Genomic DNA, 16,308 nt, shown 5'->3' with positions numbered 1-16,308 from the left:
GGGTTTTACCGCAGGTTGTAGAACGCGCTGCGGCCGGGGTACACGGCCACGTCGCCCAAGTCTTCTTCGATGCGCAGCAGCTGGTTGTACTTGGCCATACGGTCAGAACGGCTCATCGAACCTGTCTTGATCTGACCCGCGTTCAGGCCCACGGCGATGTCGGCAATGGTGCTGTCTTCGGTCTCGCCCGAACGGTGGCTGATCACGGCGGTGTAACCTGCGCGCTTGGCCATTTCGATGGCTTCGAAGGTTTCGGTCAGGGTGCCGATCTGGTTGATCTTGATGAGGATCGAGTTGGCGATGCCTTTGTCGATGCCTTCTTTGAAGATCTTGGTGTTGGTCACGAACAGGTCGTCACCGACGATCTGCACGTTTTTGGCCAAGCGGTCGGTGAGCACTTTCCAGCCGTCCCAGTCGCTTTCGGCCATGCCGTCTTCGATGCTGATGATGGGGTACTTCGCTACCCAAGTGGCCAGCATGTCGGTCCACTGCTCGGATGTCAGGCTGATGCCGCCTTCACCCTCGAGCACGTACTTGCCGTCCTTGTAGAACTCGCTGGCCGCGCAGTCCAGCCCAATGGCGATTTGCTCGCCAGCGGTGTAACCCGCAGCGGCAATCGCGTCGAGCACCATCTGAATGGCTGCTTCATGGCTGTCGATGTTGGGGGCAAAGCCGCCTTCGTCGCCGACGGCAACGCTCATGCCCTTGTCGTGGATGATTTTCTTCAGGGCATGGAACACCTCAGCGCCCCAGCGCACGGCTTCGCGGAACGACGGCGCACCCACGGGGATGATCATGAACTCTTGCAAGTCCAGGTTGTTGTTGGCGTGGGCGCCGCCGTTGATGACGTTCATCATGGGCACGGGCAGCTGGTTGCCGTTCATGCCGCCAAAGTAGCGGTACAGGGGGAGGCCAGACTCTTCGGCCGCAGCGCGGGCCACGGCCATGGACACGGCCAGCATGGCGTTGGCACCCAGGCGGCTTTTGTTGTCCGTGCCGTCCAGGTCGATCAGGGTGCGGTCCAAAAAGGCTTGCTCGGAGGCGTCGAGACCCAGCACAGCCTCACTGATTTCGGTGTTGATGTGCTCGACGGCTTTGAGCACGCCTTTGCCCAGGTATCGGCTCTTGTCGCCGTCACGCAGCTCGATGGCTTCGCGGCTGCCGGTCGATGCGCCGGACGGCACAGCGGCGCGGCCCATGACGCCCGACTCCAGCAACACGTCGCATTCGACGGTGGGGTTGCCACGGCTGTCGAGGATTTCACGGCCGACGATATCAACGATTGCACTCATTTTTGAACTCTCTCAATTTAAAAACAAAACGGGTCTTCAAAGCCGGCGTGTCAGACGCCTTCGACGGCCACCATGCGCATGATGGCAGCGCCTTCGCGGGCTTCGCGGGCTTCGCGGGCTTGGAGGTATTCGGGCAGTTCGTAAAAGGCCTTGGCGGCCTCGAACGAGGGGAACTTCAGGACAACGATGCGCTCAGGGGCCCAGTCACCTTCGAGCACTTGCACCTGGCCGCCGCGCACGCAGACTTCGGCACCTGCGGTTTTCATGGCGGCGGTGGACCACTTTTTGTACTCTTCGTACTGGGTGGGGTTGGTGACCTGGACGTGGGCGATGATATAGCCGCTCATGAGAAATCATCCTCTAAAAAGGGGTTCTTTTTGGTGACGGAATCGAGTTGTACCAGCGTCTCCAGCAGGGCTTTCATCTTGCCCAGAGGCACGGCGTTGGGGCCGTCAGACCAGGCCTCTTGAGGCTTGGGGTGGGTTTCCATGAAAAGACCTGCCACGCCAGCGGCCACGCCCGCGCGGGCGAGCACCGGCACCATCTCGCGCGCACCGCCGCTGCTGGTGCCCTGGCCGCCAGGCTTTTGCACCGAGTGGGTCACGTCAAACACCACGGGTGCGCCGGTCTTGCGCATTTCGGCCAGGCTCGTCATGTCGGCCACGAGGTTGTTGTAGCCAAAGCTCACGCCGCGCTCGCAGGCCAGGAAGTTGTCTTCGGGCAGGCCGACTTCGCGGGCAGCGCTGCGGGCTTTGTCGATGACGTTTTTCATGTCCCAAGGCGCCAAAAACTGGCCCTTCTTGATGTTCACCGGCTTGCCCGACTGGGCCACGGCGCGGATGAAATCGGTCTGGCGGCACAAGAACGCGGGGGTCTGCAGCACGTCCACCACGCTGGCCACGGTCTTGACCTGCGACTCGTCGTGCACGTCGGTCAGGATGGGCACGCCGATCTGGCGGCGCACTTCGTCCAGGATTTTCAGGCCTGCATCGATGCCCACGCCACGTTGGGTGCTGCCCGAGGACCGGTTGGCCTTGTCGAACGAGCCTTTGTAGATGAGGGGGATGCCCAAGGCGGTGCAGGCCTCTTTGAGGCGACCGGCCACTTCGAGGGACATCTCAAGGCCTTCGATGGAGCAGGTGCCCGCGATCAAAAAGAAGGGTTGGTTCAGGCCAACATCAAATCCGCACAGTTTCATGGTGGACCTCAATGGGGGTTTCAGGCAGCGGCTTGGTGCTCAACCGCCGCCTTGACGAAGGCGTTGAACAAGGGGTGACCATCCCAAGGCGTGGACTTGAACTCGGGGTGGAACTGTACGCCCACATACCAAGGGTGCACGCTTTGTGGCAACTCGACGATTTCGGTCAGTTGCTCGCGCTGGGTCAGGGCCGAGATCACCAGGCCAGCTTTGCGCAGGTCGTCCAGGTAATTGACGTTGGCCTCATAGCGGTGGCGGTGGCGCTCGGTGACCACGTCGCCGTAGATTTTGTGGGCCAAAGTCCCTTTGGAAACGTCGGAGCTTTGTGCGCCCAGACGCATCGTGCCGCCGAGATCTGAGTTCTCGTCGCGCTTTTGGATCGAGCCGTCGGCATCTTTCCACTCGTTGATCAGTGCGATCACCGGGAAGGGCGTTTCGGGTTCGAACTCGGTGCTGTTGGCGTTCTTCATGCCGGCCACATGGCGGGCGTATTCGATGGTCGCGACCTGCATCCCCAAGCAAATGCCCAGATAAGGCACTTTGTGGGTGCGGGCGTATTGCGCGGTCTCGATCTTGCCTTCGACACCGCGCTTGCCAAAGCCGCCGGGCACCAGCACGCCGTCAAAGTTGGCCAAGCTGGCCACGGTCTCGGGGGTGATGGTTTCTGAGTCGATGTGCTCAATTTTGACGCGCACATGGTTGCGCATGCCCGCATGGCGCAGTGCTTCGTTGACCGATTTGTAGCTGTCCGACAGCTCGACGTATTTGCCGACCATGGCAATCGTCACTTCACCCTTGGGGTTGGCCGTCTCGTACACCAGATCGTCCCAGCGTTTGAGGTTGGCGGGTGGGGTGTTCAGGCGCAGTTTGTCGCAGATCAGGCCGTCCAGGCCCTGCTCGTGCAACACGCGGGGCACTTTGTAGATGGTGTCCACGTCGGGCATGGAAATCACACCCCAGCCTTGCACGTTGGTGAACAGTGAAATTTTGTCCCGCTCATCATCGGGGATGTAGCGGTCAGCGCGGCACAGCAGCGCGTCGGGCTGGATGCCGATTTCGCGCAGTTTTTGCACCGTGTGCTGGGTAGGCTTGGTCTTGAGCTCACCGGCTGTGGCAATCCAGGGCAGGTAAGTCAGGTGCACAAAGGCCGCATTGTTGGGCCCCAGGCGCAGGCTCAGCTGGCGCACGGCTTCCAGAAACGGCAGGGACTCGATGTCACCCACGGTGCCGCCGATTTCGACGATGGCCACATCGACCGCTTCTGGCGTGCCATAGCCCGCGCCGCGCTTGACGAATTCCTGGATTTCATTGGTGACGTGGGGGATGACTTGCACGGTCTTGCCCAGGTAGTCGCCACGGCGCTCTTTTTCGAGCACGCTTTTGTAGATCTGGCCGGTGGTGAAGTTGTTGGCCTTCTTCATCCGGGTGTTGATGAAGCGCTCATAGTGGCCCAGGTCCAGGTCGGTTTCTGCGCCGTCGTCGGTCACGAACACTTCGCCGTGCTGGATGGGCGACATGGTGCCGGGGTCGACGTTGAGGTAGGGATCGAGCTTGATGAGGGTGACAGACAAGCCGCGCGATTCAAGGATGGCGGCGAGCGATGCGGAGGCGATTCCCTTGCCCAGGGAAGACACCACACCGCCGGTGACGAAGACGAATTTGGTCATGTCCAAGACGGGAACCAGGGGCTCCCGGAAGGTGGAAATCGCGATTATAGACAGTCGGGTTGGGGGGGGGCCGGTCTGCAGCCGTTTCTTGTGGGTTTACTTGACGTGGCGGTCTGCTACATTCCCCAGCCATGAGCACATTGGCTGGAAAACACATCGTTCTGGGCTTGTCAGGCGGCATTGCGGCCTTCAAGTCGGCAGAACTCTGCCGCGCCTTGGTCAAGGCGGGCGTGACGGTGCAGGTCGTCATGACCGAGGCGGCCGAGAAATTCATGACGGCGGTGACCATGCAGGCCCTCTCGGGTCGGCCGGTTTACACCTCGCAGTGGGACCCGCGCGAGGCCAACAACATGGCACACATCAACCTGAGCCGCGAGGCCGATGCGATTGTGGTGGCGCCGGCCAGTGCCGACTTCATGGCCAAACTGCTGCACGGCGGCGCGGACGAACTGCTCAGCCTCATGTGCCTGGCGCGGCCCATCGACCAAGTGCCTTTGATCGTGGCCCCTGCCATGAACCGAGAAATGTGGTCCAACCCGGCCACGCAGCGCAATGTGGCCCAGCTCAAAGCCGATGGCATCCATGTGCTGGATGTGGGGCAGGGCGATCAGGCTTGCGGCGAGACGGGCGACGGGCGCATGCTCGAAGCCGAAGAGATTCTGGAAGACCTGGAGGCGTTTTTCACACCCAAGGTGATGTCCGGCAAGCAAGTGCTGGTCACGGCTGGGCCCACTTACGAGGCCATCGACCCGGTGCGCGGCATCACCAACTTGTCGAGCGGCAAGATGGGTTTTGCCATTGCGCGCGCGGCCCGGATGGCGGGGGCGAGCGTCACGCTGGTCGCGGGGCCCGTGCATTTGCCCACGCCGCGAGGCGTGCAGCGCTTCGATGTGCGTTCGGCCCGTCAGATGCTCAATGCTGCGGTGCTGCATGCGGATGCGGCCGACGTGTTCATCGCCACCGCCGCCGTGGCCGATTGGCGGCCTGCCCATTCGGCCGATCAAAAAATCAAGAAAGACGGCTCAGGCCAAACGCCCGAGCTGAGTTTTGTCGAAAACCCGGACATCCTGGCCACCATCGCGCAGTCCCCGCGTGGCGCGTCGGGCGACTTGTTCTGTGTGGGCTTTGCGGCAGAAAGCCACGACCTGCTGGCGCACGCCACGGCCAAGCGCCTTCGCAAGGGCGTGCCGCTGTTGGTCGGCAATATTGGCCCAGCCACTTTTGGCCAGGACGACAATGCCTTGCTCTTGGTGGATGCATCGGGTGCACGCGAGTTGCCCCATGCCAGCAAGCAGGCCTTGGCGGTGCAGCTGATCGACGATATCGCAGTACGCTTGACCCGATAAGCCATGTTTGGGTTCAGCGTCCTGCGTCCTGCGTTCAGCGTCCTGCGTTCAGCGTTCAGCGTTCAGCGTTCAGCGTTCAGCGAGAAGAGAAAAGCCTGAAGACAACGCACAACGCACAACGCACAACGCACAACGCTCAACGCACAACGCACAAGGCACAACGCTCAACGCTCAACGCTCAACGCACAACCTCACATGAACATCGACCTCAAAATCATCGACGCCCGCATGGCCGATCAGCTGCCTGCCTATGCCACATCTGGCAGCGCAGGCCTGGATTTACGCGCCTGCCTGAACGAGCCTTTGACCCTGCTGCCCAACGCCTGGCAATTGGTGCCCACGGGCATTGCGGTCCACCTGAAAGATCCCGGATATGCCGCCATGCTGTTGCCGCGATCTGGTTTGGGCCACAAACATGGCATCGTGCTGGGCAATTTGGTGGGCTTGATTGACAGCGACTACCAAGGACAGTTGATGGTCAGCGCCTGGAACCGCAGCGACGTGGCCTTCACCATCGAGCCGATGGAGCGCATCGCGCAAATGGTCATCGTGCCGGTGGTGCAGGCCACGTTCAACCTGGTCACCGAATTTGACGTGCCCAGCGAGCGCGGTGAGGGCGGTTACGGCTCTACCGGCAAACAATAAGGTCGGGGTGAAGATGTCGGACTCTTCGAGTGCCGACCTACGGGATGATCTTTTGTAGGTCGGTACTCGAAGAGTCCGACGACGACTTTTGATGGACCGGTGCATGTCGTAGCGGAAACCGCCGATATGCCTCTGTCGGAATTGCCCAGATGGATCAATGCAAAGTAGGCCCAGTGGGCAGGCCTTCATCACCGACTTCGATTTTGAAGAACCCGGTGCCGCAGCTGCCGCTGCCCACTTCGGCCTCGGTGGGCTCGCGCACCGACTCCACCTTCAGGCTCAAGCGCAGGGCAATGCCCGACAGCGGGTGGTTGCCGTCCAGCACCACATGCTCGGGATAGATTTCAGTCACGGTGTAAAGCACATTGCGCGGCGCATCGGGGTGGCAGCCCTCGGGCAAGGCGGTGCCTTCAATGGTCAGTCCTTCTTCCAAGCCTTCAGGAAACAGCGCAAGGGGTTCCAGAAACAGCAGGTTTTCATCAAAGTCGCCAAAGGCATCTTCGGGCTCGAGATGCAGGTCGAGCTTGGCGCCTTTTTCGTGGCCTTGCAGGGCTTCTTCGATCTTGGGCAGCAAATCCTTGCCGCCAATGAAAAATTCAACGGGCTCGTCCAGGGTGTCCAGAATTTCGCCCAGCGTGTCTTTGAGTGTCCAGGTCAGTGCGACCACAGAAGGTGTCTTGATTTCCATAGGACAATTGTCGCAGTTTGGCGGCCGGTTTTGGCCGCTTGTGCTTTGAAGAGGCCGCGCATTGTTGGCCTCAAAGGAACCAACACATGAACACAGAACAACCTCTGGCCCTGCTGGGCGGCCTGACACCCAAGCAATTCATGAAGCGCCATTGGCAGAAAAAGCCTTTGTTGGTGCGCAATGCCATCCCGGGTTTTGTGCCTTGTTTGGGCAGATCGGAGTTGGTGGCTTTGGCGGGTGAGGAGGGGGTTGAGTCGCGCCTGATCATCGACTCGGACAAAGGCTGGAGGATCAAGCACGGCCCTTTCCCGAAACGCAGCTTGCCGCCTTTCAGTCAGAAGAAATGGACATTTCTGGTGCAGGGCGTGGACTTGCACCACGATGGCGTGCACGCGCTGATGCAGCAGTTTCGATTTGTACCCGATGCGCGGCTGGACGATGTGATGATCAGCTACGCCACCGATGGCGGTGGTGTCGGTCCGCACTTTGACAGTTACGACGTGTTTTTGCTTCAGGCCCACGGGCAGCGTCGCTGGCGCATTGGTCGCAACCAAGACCTGAGCCTGCAGTCGGGCGTGCCGCTCAAGATTTTGCAAAATTTTGAAGCTGAAGAAGAGTTTGTGCTCAACCCCGGCGATATGCTGTATCTGCCGCCCAAATATGCGCACGACGGCATCGCGCAAGGCGAATGCATGACCTGGTCGATTGGCTTTCGATCGCCGCAAGAAGGCGAGTTGGCCCGCGAGTTGCTGCTCGGCTTGGCCGATGAGGCCTTTGATGGTGTGGGCGATGCGCTGTACCGTGACCCGAAGCAGCCTGCTGCCATTGCCCCTGCAGCCATGCCGCCTCCATTGGTTGATTTTGCACGGCAGGCCATCGCCAAGGCTTTGAATAACCCCCATTTGATCGACAGCTTGCTGGGCGAATACCTGACCGAGCCCAAGGCTCAGGTGTGGTTTGACCCCGTAGACGATGAACCTGATGTATCAGCGGGTGTGCAACTGGATCGGCGCACCAAAATGATGTATGACGAGCGTCATTTGTTCATCAATGGCGAGAGCTTCAGGGTGGGCGGACGCGATGCACGGCATTTGCGTCAATTGGCCAATGAGCGCCGGTTAACCGCCAAGGCGGTGGGAGCATTGAGCCAGGACGCACAAAACGCCTTGCGTGATTGGATGTCTGCAGGGTGGATGAAAACCCTCTAAGCAACTACCCTAGCAAAACCTCTTATTGAAGGATTCGTGTCAGTTTCCTGATTTTTGTTTAGGGAAAACGCTATAATATGCGGCTGTGCGCAAGAGAGCTCGAGTGCTTTTGCCGCAGTCCAGACAAATAATCAAAAACCTGTCTGACAATTTCCGGAAATTGTTTAACCCCCTTAAGGAAAATCATCATGAACAAATCTCTCGTTTTGGCTGCTGTGATCGCTGCTGCTGCTTTGGCTGCTTGCGGTAAGAAAGAAGAAGCCGCTGCTCCTGCTCCTGCTGCCCCCGTGGCCGCTCCTGCTGCTGAAGCTTCGGCACCTGCTGCTGAAGCATCTGCCGCTGCTGCGCCTGCTGCTGACGCTTCTGCCGCCAAGTAATTGGCCAAAGCTGCCCCGACCTCAGTCGGGCAGACAATAAAAAACCCCGCATTGCGGGGTTTTTTATTGTCCAAGCACAGGCCCGTGAGGGCCTCTGGGCTTTACCTTACTGCAACTCATTGGCTATGAGCTTCAAGATGGTGCTGGCATTGGCGGTGCTTTCAGCCTGTCCTTCGGCATTCAGGACGCGAATCTGGCTGCTGCCATTGCCTTTGTCCGACAGCGCAATTCGGTAGCGGGACAAGGTCGAGACTTCCTTGGGGCTGCTGAACAAACGGGCAAAAAAGCCGGGTTCCTTGTCGGCTGTGCCTGGCGCCACATAACGCACAAAATAAATCCCTTTGGCACGGTCACGGTCTTCAACCGTGAAGCCGCTTCGGTCCAAGGCTACGCCTGTGCGGCGCCATGCGCGATCCATGCTGTCAGTCAGCGCAATGGTCGGTTGGCCGTCAACTGTTGTGATCTCGGTGCCCTTGGGGGCGCTGGCCGTCAGGGTTTCTGCTTTGGCTTTTTCTGGGGAAGCCCCCAGCTTGACCATCAGGCGGCGCAAGAATTCAATTTCCAGCTCGGGATCTGTGGCGCGGGGCTTCCAGATGGTTTTGGTTTTTTGGGCGTCCGTGTAGTCTTCGACCATGCCGCGATGGGTGATGTAGATTTCTACCCCGCCTTGTGCATTGCGTTCGATTCGGGTGCGAAATTTGTCCCGCTCGCCGGTGGAATACAAAGAATCGAGCACTTTGCCCAAAGTTTTACGAATGAAGTCCTGGGGCAACTTGGCGCGGTTTTCTGCCCACTCGGTTTCCATGATGCCCACATCGGGCGAATCGGTCACCAAACTGAAACCATTGCTTGTCCAGAACTCGCGCAAGGGATCCCACAACTTGTCGGCTGAACGCGATACCACCAGCCAGCGCTGGTTGCCCTGGCGTTCCATGCGCACATCGCCCAAACTGTTGGTCGCTGTGCCAGCATCGGAAACCTTGCCCGCTGCGCTTTGGAATCCAGAGGCCGTGGCGGAGGTGCTTTCCAGTGCGTAGCGCGATTCTTTGCGCAGTTGAGTCAGATCGGGCGGTATCTCCAGCGTTGGCGCCTTGGTGGCGCTTTTGTAATTGATCTTGTCTTCTTCAAGTACAGAACAGGCACTGAGCAAAACAGCCAGACCCAACACCGATAGGGTGCGTGGCGCGAGCAATTGCGGGGCAGTGCGATGGTTGGAAAATTTCACAGGCATCCTTGGGTGGAAATCAAATCAGGCCGCTGGCCTTGAGTGCGGCTTCGACAACGGGGCGTTGGGATTCTGACAACTCGGTCATGGGCAAACGCAAAGTGGGGCCGCACAGGCCCATGCGGTTCATGGCCCATTTCACGGGGATCGGATTGGCTTCGACAAACAGGTTCTTGTGCATGGGCATCAACTGGAACTGGATGCGCATGGCTTCTTGGATGTCGCCACGGATGGCGGCCATGCACAACTCGTGCATCAGGCGAGGGGCCACGTTGGCTGTGACGCTCACGTTACCCGCGCCGCCGCACAGCATCAGGGCCACAGCGGTCGGGTCATCGCCCGAATACACCGCAAACTCTTTGGGCAGATCGCGGATCAGCCATTGGGCGCGTTCGATGTTGCCGGTGGCTTCCTTGATGCCGACGATGCCAGGCACCTGGGCCAGGCGCAGCACGGTGTCGTGCTGCAAATCGGCGACCGAACGACCGGGCACGTTGTACAAGATCACGGGCAAGTCGGGCGTGGCTTCTGCAATGGCGCGAAAGTGCCGGTACTGGCCTTCTTGTGTGGGTTTGTTGTAGTAGGGCACCACCTGCAGCTGGCAGTCGGCCCCGACCTTTTTGGCGAATTTGGCCAGCTCGATGGCTTCTGCCGTGGAGTTGGCGCCACAACCGGCCATGATTGGCACGCGGCCTGCAGCTTGCTCAACCGAGACGCGAATGATTTCGCAATGCTCATCCACGGTGACGGTGGGCGACTCGCCCGTGGTGCCGACCACACCAATGCAGTCGGTGCCTTCGGCCACATGCCAGTCGATGAGTTTTCGCAAGGTGGGGTAATCCACTTTGCCGTCTTCCAGCATGGGGGTGATCAGGGCAGGAATACTGCCACGGATGGGGCGAAATTCGGAGGTCATGTCAGGTGCTTCTGAATGAAAAAAGACATTCTAACGATTGCAGCCCGTTTTTTCGGGGGCTGCGCGTGAGCTTGTCACAGGAAGTGACAACTTGGGTCCTGCCGAAATCAGTCAGGACGCAAATCAAAGCGTTTGAGACCGTTGTCGGTGTGCTGGCGAACGGCCGCGATGCGTTGCACAAATCGATCGGGCGAGGTTTCAAAACCATCTTCATAGGCCACTGTGTGCAAACCAACCGACACACGCAGCAGTTCGCCCGCTTGCAGCAAAAAGTCGGGCCGCGAGGGTTTACCCACCGTCTCGTTGCCTGCGGCAAAAGTTTCGTAAATCAGCACGCCCCCTACGGCCACACTGCCAATGATGTCGGGCCACAAGGGGCGCCACAGGTAATTCGTCACGATGACTGCATCGAAGGTTTTTCCCGCAAAAGGCCAGGGGCCGGTTTCAATGTCAGCCAAAACGGTGTCGCCGCAAGGTCCCACCCGCGCCAAAGCTTCGGGGTTGCGGTCCACGCCTGTGATGTGGTGACCCCGTTCTGCCAACCAGCGCATGTGACGGCCTGCGCCGCAGGCCACGTCCAGAACGCGCCCGCCTGGGGGTATCAGATGTGCCCAGCGCTGGACCCAGTGGGAAGCTTGTTCAGTTCCGTGCATGAAAGAAACTCAAAAACAGCCCCACAGCTGGTCCGACAACTGAATCAGCATTTCCGGGCGTTGATAAAGAAAAAACACAATGGCCGACACCCCCGCTACCAGGCCCCAGGCCAGGGCGCGGGTCCACCAGCGTGGGTGCATGGGGCGGTGTCGTTGCGAGGTCATGGCGTGCAAAACACGTCAGGCCGCCTGGGCTTGACTGCGGGCAATCGGGCTTTCACGCACCGGTAAATTCACCAGTGCAGCCATCACGCCCAAGGCAATGGCCAGGTACCACACGATGTCGTAGCTGCCCGTTTTGTCATACAGGTAGCCGCCCAGCCACACGCCCAAGAAAGAGCCAATTTGGTGGCTGAAAAAGATGAAACCGCTGAGCATGGACAGGTGCGAGATACCAAAAATTTGGGCCACCGCCGCGTTGGTGGGCGGCACGGTGGACAGCCACAGCAAGCCCATGACGGCCGAAAACAGGTACACGCTGGCGGGCGTCAGGGGTGCCCACAAGAACAACACAATCGCCACCGAACGGCTTGTATAAATGAAGGCCAGGATGTTCTTTTTGGCAAACTTCTGGCCGAGCGTACCTGCAATGTAGGTCCCAAACACGTTGAACAAGCCGATCAAGGCCAGCGCGTAACTGGCCACCTGCGGGGCCAAGCCGTGGTCCTTCAGGTAGCTGGGCATGTGCACGCCAATGAACACCACTTGGAAACCGCACACGAAATAACCCGCCATCAGCAACTGAAAACTGGGGTATTTGAAAGCTTCCTTCAAAGCTTGACCGATGGTTTGGTCTCGCTTGACTTGGCCGGGCGCGTTCAGTGCAGGTTCGCGCAGTCCCCAGGCCAGCGGGATGATCAGCATCGCTGCTGCCGCCAAAATCACCAAGGCGGTTTGCCAGCCCATTTGGCTGATCAGCAAGCCCTCCACCGGCACCATCAAAAACTGGCCAAAACTGCCGGCTGCAGCCGCCACACCCATGGCCCAAGAGCGGCGTTCGGCGGGCACGTTGCGGCCAATCACGCCGTAAATGACCGCGTAGGTTGTGCCGGCTTGGGCCGTGCCAATGATCACCCCGGTGAACAGGGCAAACACCCACGGATCGGTGGCCCAGGCCATGCCCAGCAGGCCTACGCCGTAGACCACGGCGCCCAAGGCAATCACGCGAAACGCACCGAATTTGTCGGCCACCATGCCCGCAAAAATACCCATGAAGCCCCAGGACAGGTTCTGAATGGCCATGGCAAAGCCGAACTCTTGGCGGCCCCAGCCTTGGGCTTGGGTGATGGGCTGCAGCCACAGGCCAAAGCCGTGGCGAATGCCCATGGAGAGGGTGACGATGGCCGCGCCGCAAATCAGCACCTGGGTCAGGGAAAGGGGTTTGTGTTGCATCCTCTGACTGTAACCAATGTCATGCAGCACCGAGGTCGCTCAGATGCCTGCATGTCATGCGGAGTCTGAATACTGTTTTTGCATCCAGTGCCTCGCCTGAAATCCCACTACAATCCGCCACCATGGCCACCCACTCAACTGTCAAAACCTCTAATGAGTACTCCGAAGGCTCGATCCGCGTCTTGAAGGGCCTCGAGCCCGTCAAGCAACGCCCGGGCATGTACACCCGCACCGACAACCCCCTGCACATCATCCAGGAAGTGCTGGACAACGCCGCCGACGAGGCGCTGGCGGGTTACGGCAAAAAGATCAAAGTCATCCTGCACTTGGATGGCTCGGTCAGCATCGAAGACGATGGCCGGGGCATCCCCTTTGGCCTGCACCCTGAAGAAAACGCCCCGGTGATCGAGCTGGTGTTCACCCGTTTGCATGCGGGCGGCAAGTTCGACAAGGGCAAGGGCGGGGCGTATAGCTTCTCGGGCGGTTTACACGGCGTGGGCGTGTCGGTGACCAACGCACTGTCCAAGCGCCTGGAAGCCACCAGCTACCGCGAAGGCCAAGTGGCGACACTGGTGTTTTCGGGCGGCGACGTGACCGAGCCGCTGGTCAAGCGCGCCACAGGCGAAGGCGACCGCAAACAGGGCACCACCGTGCGTGCCTGGCCTGACGCCAAATACTTCGAATCCAGCGCCCTGCCCATGAACGAGCTGACGCACCTGCTGCGCAGCAAAGCCGTGCTCATGCCGGGCGTGACGGTGACCTTGGTGAATGAAAAAACCAAGGAAACCCAACAGTGGCAATACAAAGCCGGTTTGCGCGACTACCTCACGCAAACCCTGAACGGCGACCCGGTGATCCCGCTGTTTGAAGGCGAAGGCTTTGCCGACGGCAACAGCGAGAGCTTTGCCGAAGGCGAGGGCGCCAGCTGGGCTGTGGCTTTCACCGAAGACGGTGCGCCGGTGCGCGAGAGCTATGTGAATTTGATCCCCACCAGCGCGGGCGGCACGCACGACAGCGGTTTACGCGATGGCCTGTTCACCGCCGTCAAAAGTTTCATCGAGCTGCATGGTTTGCTGCCCAAGGGCGTCAAGCTGATGCCCGAAGACGTGTTTGCCCGCGCCAGCTACGTGCTGAGCGCCAAGGTGCTGGACCCGCAGTTTCAGGGCCAGATCAAGGAGCGGCTGAACTCGCGCGACGCGGTGCGGCTGGTGTCCAGTTTTGTGCGCCCGGCCTTGGAGTTGTGGCTCAACGAGCATGTGGACTACGGCAAAAAACTGGCCGAGTTGGCGATCAAGGCCGCGCAAACCCGCCAGAAAGCCGGCCAGAAGGTCGAAAAGCGCAAGAGCTCTGGCGTGGCTGTGCTGCCCGGCAAGCTGACCGACTGCGAGAGCAAGGACATCCTGCACAACGAGGTTTTTTTGGTGGAGGGCGACTCGGCGGGTGGCAGCGCCAAGATGGGCCGCAACAAAGAGAGCCAGGCCATCTTGCCTCTGCGCGGCAAGGTGCTCAACACCTGGGAAGTCGACCGCGACCGCTTGTTCGCCAACAACGAAATCCACGACATCTCGGTGGCCATTGGCGTGGACCCGCACGGGCCCAATGACAACCCCGACATGAGCAACCTGCGCTACGGCAAGGTCTGTATCTTGAGTGACGCGGACGTGGACGGCTCGCACATCCAGGTGCTCTTGCTGACTTTGTTCTTCCGCCATTTCCCCAAGCTGATCGAAGCGGGACATTTGTATGTGGCCAGGCCGCCCTTGTTCCGCGTCGATGCGCCTGCACGCGGTAAAAAGCCTGCCTCCAAAGCCTACGCGCTGGACGAGGGCGAGCTCACCGCCATCATCGACAAGCTGCGCAAAGACGGCGTGAAAGAAGGCGGCTGGAGCATCAGCCGCTTCAAGGGCCTGGGCGAGATGAGCGCTGAACAGTTGTGGGACACCACGCTCAACCCCGATACGCGCCGTTTGCTGCCCATTGAGCTGGGGCCGCTGGACAACGCGGGCACCGAAAACCTCATGACCCAGCTCATGGGCAAAGGCGAAGCCGCCGCCCGCCGCGAGCTGATGGAGCTGCATGGCGACTCGATTGAGATCGACGTGTAAATCGGTGCCAATTCTTACTTGGTAATACAATTCAATGGTGCTTTCACCCGCACCCAGATCAACCCGGAGGTCAACCATGCTTTCCACACTGACCAGCAAAGGCCAAGTCACCATTCCGCAAGCCCTGCGCCAGCAACTGGGCTTGATGCCGGGGCAAGCGGTGACGTTTGACCTCAGCGCCGACGCCAGTTTTATCACCTTGCGCCCCGCAGTCCCTGCCAAAAAGTCGCCCCAACCCGGTTTTGGCATGGTCAAAGTCAAGGGGCCGCACGTGGCGGCCGATTGGGATGCGGCTCAAGCGCTCAAGCCATGAAGCAACGCACCTCGCAGCTGACGGCGTTGGACACCAATGTGTTGGCGCGTTATTACGTGCAGGCCGAGCAAACCGATGCTGCCACGGCGCTCCAATGTGAGCATGCCCGTGCCTTGCTCGAGAGTGGCAAGCCCCTCTTTGTGGCCACCACTGTGGCCTTGGAGTTGGAGTGGGTTTTGCGTGGGTTCTATAAACTGGAGGCACGCACGGTGGTCAAGGTGTTCAACCACTTGCTCAGCATGCCCCAGGTGCAAATGCAAGACCGTCAAGCCTTGCAAAGTGCCTGCGATGCCTTGAGCCAAGGTTTCGACTTTGCCGATGCCTTGCACCACGCCAGCAGCCGCCATTGCGATGCGCTGGTCACCTTTGATGCCAAAGGCTTTGCCAAGCGGGCCACTGCAAAAGGTTGGGTGCCCAAGGTGCTCGTTCCATAAACCCTGAGCTTCACTCACCCATGACTTTGGCTTACCAACTGCGCATTGAATTGCGCGATTTCAAACCCGCTATTTACCGCGATGTGCTGGTCGATCCGGCCACGCCATTGCCCAAGTTTCATAAACTGATCCAGGCCGCCATGGGCTGGGAAGACGTGCACATGCATGGTTTTGCTGTGCCTATCAAAAGCGAACGCTATTACAGGGTTCAGGCCAACCGCCGCTTTGAAAAGCCCTATGCCGACAGCTGGGGCGAACCGTCCAACAACGAATCACGTTTCAAACTTCAAGACGTGATGGCCGCACCCAAAGACAAATTGCTTTAGGTTCTCTTGAAATTTGAGTGGGTAAGCTTCTGCCATATTGATCAACTTTTGAGCGTGAATTGATGACTGCCAAGCTGTTTGAATCTGCCCTGGGCATCACTGACCCGTGGTGCGTTGCCTCGGTTGAGTTCGACGAAGGTGCCAAGACCTTGACGATATTGATTGACTTCAAAGTCGGCAGTCGCTTTGCAGTCTCGGGTCACGATGGGCTGCATGGTGTGCACGACACGGTGGCCAAGACGTATCGGCACCTGAACTTCTTTCAACACGAGTGCCATCTGCAAGTTCGCACGCCTCGCGTGAAACTTCCCAACGGTTCGGTGCGGTTGGTCGAGCCTGATTTTGCCGGGCGACTTAATGGCTTCACCTTGCTGTTTGAAGCCTTCATTCTGATGCTGTCTGGCCAGATGCCATTTGCCGCCGTCTCGCGTCTTGTCGGGGAGTCGCCGCACAAGGTTCTGGCCGTGTGCGAAAAGTATGTTGAGATGGCCTGTGGCTTGGCAGATCACTCGGATGTCACGGC

General features: G+C 59.5%; 19 protein-coding genes. 9 read left to right on the top strand and 10 right to left on the bottom strand.

What is annotated here, in order from left to right; genetic code table 11:
- Window positions 1–5 precede the first annotated feature (5 nt).
- The 4 genes from eno to AMM33_RS19315 are packed head-to-tail and all read right to left on the bottom strand — an operon-like array spanning window position 6 to window position 4,157.
- Window positions 6–1,292: a phosphopyruvate hydratase gene (eno, locus tag AMM33_RS19330; RefSeq protein WP_090142888.1), complete on the bottom strand. Its 1,287-nt coding sequence runs from the start codon at window positions 1,290–1,292 to the stop codon at window positions 6–8.
- 50 nt (window positions 1,293–1,342) lie between these two features.
- Window positions 1,343–1,639: a DUF1330 domain-containing protein gene (locus AMM33_RS19325; RefSeq protein ID WP_090142887.1), complete on the bottom strand. Its 297-nt coding sequence runs from the start codon at window positions 1,637–1,639 to the stop codon at window positions 1,343–1,345.
- Complete coding sequence (kdsA, locus tag AMM33_RS19320) at window positions 1,636–2,490, bottom strand: 3-deoxy-8-phosphooctulonate synthase (protein ID WP_090142886.1); 855 nt, start codon at window positions 2,488–2,490, stop codon at window positions 1,636–1,638. The genes AMM33_RS19325 and kdsA overlap by 4 nt, the downstream gene beginning before the upstream one ends.
- Window positions 2,491–2,510: 20 nt before the next feature.
- A complete protein-coding gene (locus tag AMM33_RS19315; RefSeq protein ID WP_090142885.1) occupies window positions 2,511–4,157 on the bottom strand; it encodes a CTP synthase in 1,647 nt (548 codons plus the stop codon).
- Between the two features lie 131 nt (window positions 4,158–4,288).
- Between AMM33_RS19315 and coaBC the strand changes: the two genes are divergently transcribed.
- Together coaBC and dut are read left to right on the top strand one after the other, a co-directional pair.
- A complete protein-coding gene (gene coaBC, locus AMM33_RS19310; protein ID WP_090142884.1) occupies window positions 4,289–5,503 on the top strand; it encodes a bifunctional phosphopantothenoylcysteine decarboxylase/phosphopantothenate--cysteine ligase CoaBC in 1,215 nt (404 codons plus the stop codon).
- Window positions 5,504–5,698: 195 nt separating this feature from the next.
- Entirely contained in the window at window positions 5,699–6,148 is a 450-nt protein-coding gene (gene dut, locus AMM33_RS19305; RefSeq protein ID WP_090142883.1) for a dUTP diphosphatase, read from the top strand.
- A gap of 154 nt (window positions 6,149–6,302) precedes the next feature.
- Here dut and AMM33_RS19300 read toward each other — a convergent pair whose 3' ends face one another.
- Window positions 6,303–6,836 (bottom strand): FKBP-type peptidyl-prolyl cis-trans isomerase, encoded by a 534-nt coding sequence (locus AMM33_RS19300; RefSeq protein ID WP_090142882.1) that lies wholly within the window; start codon window positions 6,834–6,836, stop codon window positions 6,303–6,305.
- Window positions 6,837–6,922: 86 nt separating this feature from the next.
- On the opposite strand from AMM33_RS19300, the gene AMM33_RS19295 reads away from it, so the two are divergent.
- Both AMM33_RS19295 and AMM33_RS19290 read left to right on the top strand, forming a co-directional pair.
- On the top strand, window positions 6,923–8,044 hold the full coding sequence (locus AMM33_RS19295; protein ID WP_090142919.1) for a cupin domain-containing protein: 1,122 nt from the start codon (window positions 6,923–6,925) through the stop codon (window positions 8,042–8,044).
- A gap of 188 nt (window positions 8,045–8,232) precedes the next feature.
- Window positions 8,233–8,421 (top strand): hypothetical protein, encoded by a 189-nt coding sequence (locus tag AMM33_RS19290; protein WP_090142881.1) that lies wholly within the window; start codon window positions 8,233–8,235, stop codon window positions 8,419–8,421.
- 106 nt (window positions 8,422–8,527) lie between these two features.
- On the opposite strand, the gene bamC is transcribed toward AMM33_RS19290, so the two are convergent.
- From bamC to AMM33_RS19270, 5 genes are all read right to left on the bottom strand, one after another.
- Window positions 8,528–9,652: an outer membrane protein assembly factor BamC gene (bamC, locus tag AMM33_RS19285; protein ID WP_090142880.1), complete on the bottom strand. Its 1,125-nt coding sequence runs from the start codon at window positions 9,650–9,652 to the stop codon at window positions 8,528–8,530.
- 13 nt (window positions 9,653–9,665) lie between these two features.
- On the bottom strand, window positions 9,666–10,562 hold the full coding sequence (gene dapA, locus AMM33_RS19280) for a 4-hydroxy-tetrahydrodipicolinate synthase (RefSeq protein WP_090142879.1): 897 nt from the start codon (window positions 10,560–10,562) through the stop codon (window positions 9,666–9,668).
- Between the two features lie 107 nt (window positions 10,563–10,669).
- A complete protein-coding gene (locus tag AMM33_RS19275) occupies window positions 10,670–11,215 on the bottom strand; it encodes a class I SAM-dependent methyltransferase (RefSeq protein WP_090142878.1) in 546 nt (181 codons plus the stop codon).
- Window positions 11,216–11,224: 9 nt separating this feature from the next.
- A complete protein-coding gene (locus AMM33_RS22165) occupies window positions 11,225–11,380 on the bottom strand; it encodes a hypothetical protein (RefSeq protein ID WP_194945591.1) in 156 nt (51 codons plus the stop codon).
- Window positions 11,381–11,395: 15 nt separating this feature from the next.
- The gene (locus AMM33_RS19270; RefSeq protein ID WP_090142877.1) at window positions 11,396–12,607 is read right to left on the bottom strand and encodes an MFS transporter; all 1,212 of its coding nucleotides are present in this window, start codon (window positions 12,605–12,607) and stop codon (window positions 11,396–11,398) included.
- A gap of 122 nt (window positions 12,608–12,729) precedes the next feature.
- Between AMM33_RS19270 and AMM33_RS19265 the strand changes: the two genes are divergently transcribed.
- From AMM33_RS19265 to AMM33_RS19245, 5 genes are all read left to right on the top strand, one after another.
- Window positions 12,730–14,712, top strand: a complete 1,983-nt coding sequence (locus AMM33_RS19265; RefSeq protein ID WP_090142876.1) for a DNA topoisomerase IV subunit B — start codon at window positions 12,730–12,732, stop codon at window positions 14,710–14,712.
- Between the two features lie 76 nt (window positions 14,713–14,788).
- The gene (locus AMM33_RS19260; protein ID WP_090142875.1) at window positions 14,789–15,025 is read left to right on the top strand and encodes an AbrB/MazE/SpoVT family DNA-binding domain-containing protein; all 237 of its coding nucleotides are present in this window, start codon (window positions 14,789–14,791) and stop codon (window positions 15,023–15,025) included.
- Entirely contained in the window at window positions 15,022–15,459 is a 438-nt protein-coding gene (locus tag AMM33_RS19255) for a type II toxin-antitoxin system VapC family toxin (protein ID WP_090142874.1), read from the top strand. Before AMM33_RS19260 ends, AMM33_RS19255 begins: the two co-directional genes overlap by 4 nt.
- A 20-nt stretch (window positions 15,460–15,479) precedes the next feature.
- Window positions 15,480–15,785 (top strand): plasmid pRiA4b ORF-3 family protein, encoded by a 306-nt coding sequence (locus AMM33_RS19250; protein ID WP_090142873.1) that lies wholly within the window; start codon window positions 15,480–15,482, stop codon window positions 15,783–15,785.
- A 62-nt stretch (window positions 15,786–15,847) separates the two neighbouring features.
- A partial coding sequence (locus tag AMM33_RS19245) for a transposase family protein (RefSeq protein ID WP_194945586.1) occupies window positions 15,848–16,308 on the top strand: 461 nt, incomplete at its 3' end.

The organism is Limnohabitans sp. DM1, assembly GCF_001269385.1.
GTDB lineage: Bacteria > Pseudomonadota > Gammaproteobacteria > Burkholderiales > Burkholderiaceae_C > Limnohabitans_A.
This window is presented reverse-complemented; position numbering and strand designations above follow the sequence as displayed.

Excerpts from the sequence above, each read along its gene's own strand:
- eno (WP_090142888.1), bottom strand. The coding sequence starts at position 1,292 with ATGAGTGCAATCGTTGATATCGTCGGCCGTGAAATCCTCGACAGCCGT.
- AMM33_RS19325 (WP_090142887.1), bottom strand. The coding sequence starts at position 1,639 with ATGAGCGGCTATATCATCGCCCACGTCCAGGTCACCAACCCCACCCAG.
- kdsA (WP_090142886.1), bottom strand. The coding sequence starts at position 2,490 with ATGAAACTGTGCGGATTTGATGTTGGCCTGAACCAACCCTTCTTTTTG.
- AMM33_RS19315 (WP_090142885.1), bottom strand. The coding sequence starts at position 4,157 with ATGACCAAATTCGTCTTCGTCACCGGCGGTGTGGTGTCTTCCCTGGGC.
- coaBC (WP_090142884.1), top strand. The coding sequence starts at position 4,289 with ATGAGCACATTGGCTGGAAAACACATCGTTCTGGGCTTGTCAGGCGGC.
- dut (WP_090142883.1), top strand. The coding sequence starts at position 5,699 with ATGAACATCGACCTCAAAATCATCGACGCCCGCATGGCCGATCAGCTG.
- AMM33_RS19300 (WP_090142882.1), bottom strand. The coding sequence starts at position 6,836 with ATGGAAATCAAGACACCTTCTGTGGTCGCACTGACCTGGACACTCAAA.
- AMM33_RS19295 (WP_090142919.1), top strand. The coding sequence starts at position 6,923 with ATGAACACAGAACAACCTCTGGCCCTGCTGGGCGGCCTGACACCCAAG.
- AMM33_RS19290 (WP_090142881.1), top strand. The coding sequence starts at position 8,233 with ATGAACAAATCTCTCGTTTTGGCTGCTGTGATCGCTGCTGCTGCTTTG.
- bamC (WP_090142880.1), bottom strand. The coding sequence starts at position 9,652 with ATGCCTGTGAAATTTTCCAACCATCGCACTGCCCCGCAATTGCTCGCG.
- dapA (WP_090142879.1), bottom strand. The coding sequence starts at position 10,562 with ATGACCTCCGAATTTCGCCCCATCCGTGGCAGTATTCCTGCCCTGATC.
- AMM33_RS19275 (WP_090142878.1), bottom strand. The coding sequence starts at position 11,215 with ATGCACGGAACTGAACAAGCTTCCCACTGGGTCCAGCGCTGGGCACAT.
- AMM33_RS22165 (WP_194945591.1), bottom strand. The coding sequence starts at position 11,380 with ATGACCTCGCAACGACACCGCCCCATGCACCCACGCTGGTGGACCCGC.
- AMM33_RS19270 (WP_090142877.1), bottom strand. The coding sequence starts at position 12,607 with ATGCAACACAAACCCCTTTCCCTGACCCAGGTGCTGATTTGCGGCGCG.
- AMM33_RS19265 (WP_090142876.1), top strand. The coding sequence starts at position 12,730 with ATGGCCACCCACTCAACTGTCAAAACCTCTAATGAGTACTCCGAAGGC.
- AMM33_RS19260 (WP_090142875.1), top strand. The coding sequence starts at position 14,789 with ATGCTTTCCACACTGACCAGCAAAGGCCAAGTCACCATTCCGCAAGCC.
- AMM33_RS19255 (WP_090142874.1), top strand. The coding sequence starts at position 15,022 with ATGAAGCAACGCACCTCGCAGCTGACGGCGTTGGACACCAATGTGTTG.
- AMM33_RS19250 (WP_090142873.1), top strand. The coding sequence starts at position 15,480 with ATGACTTTGGCTTACCAACTGCGCATTGAATTGCGCGATTTCAAACCC.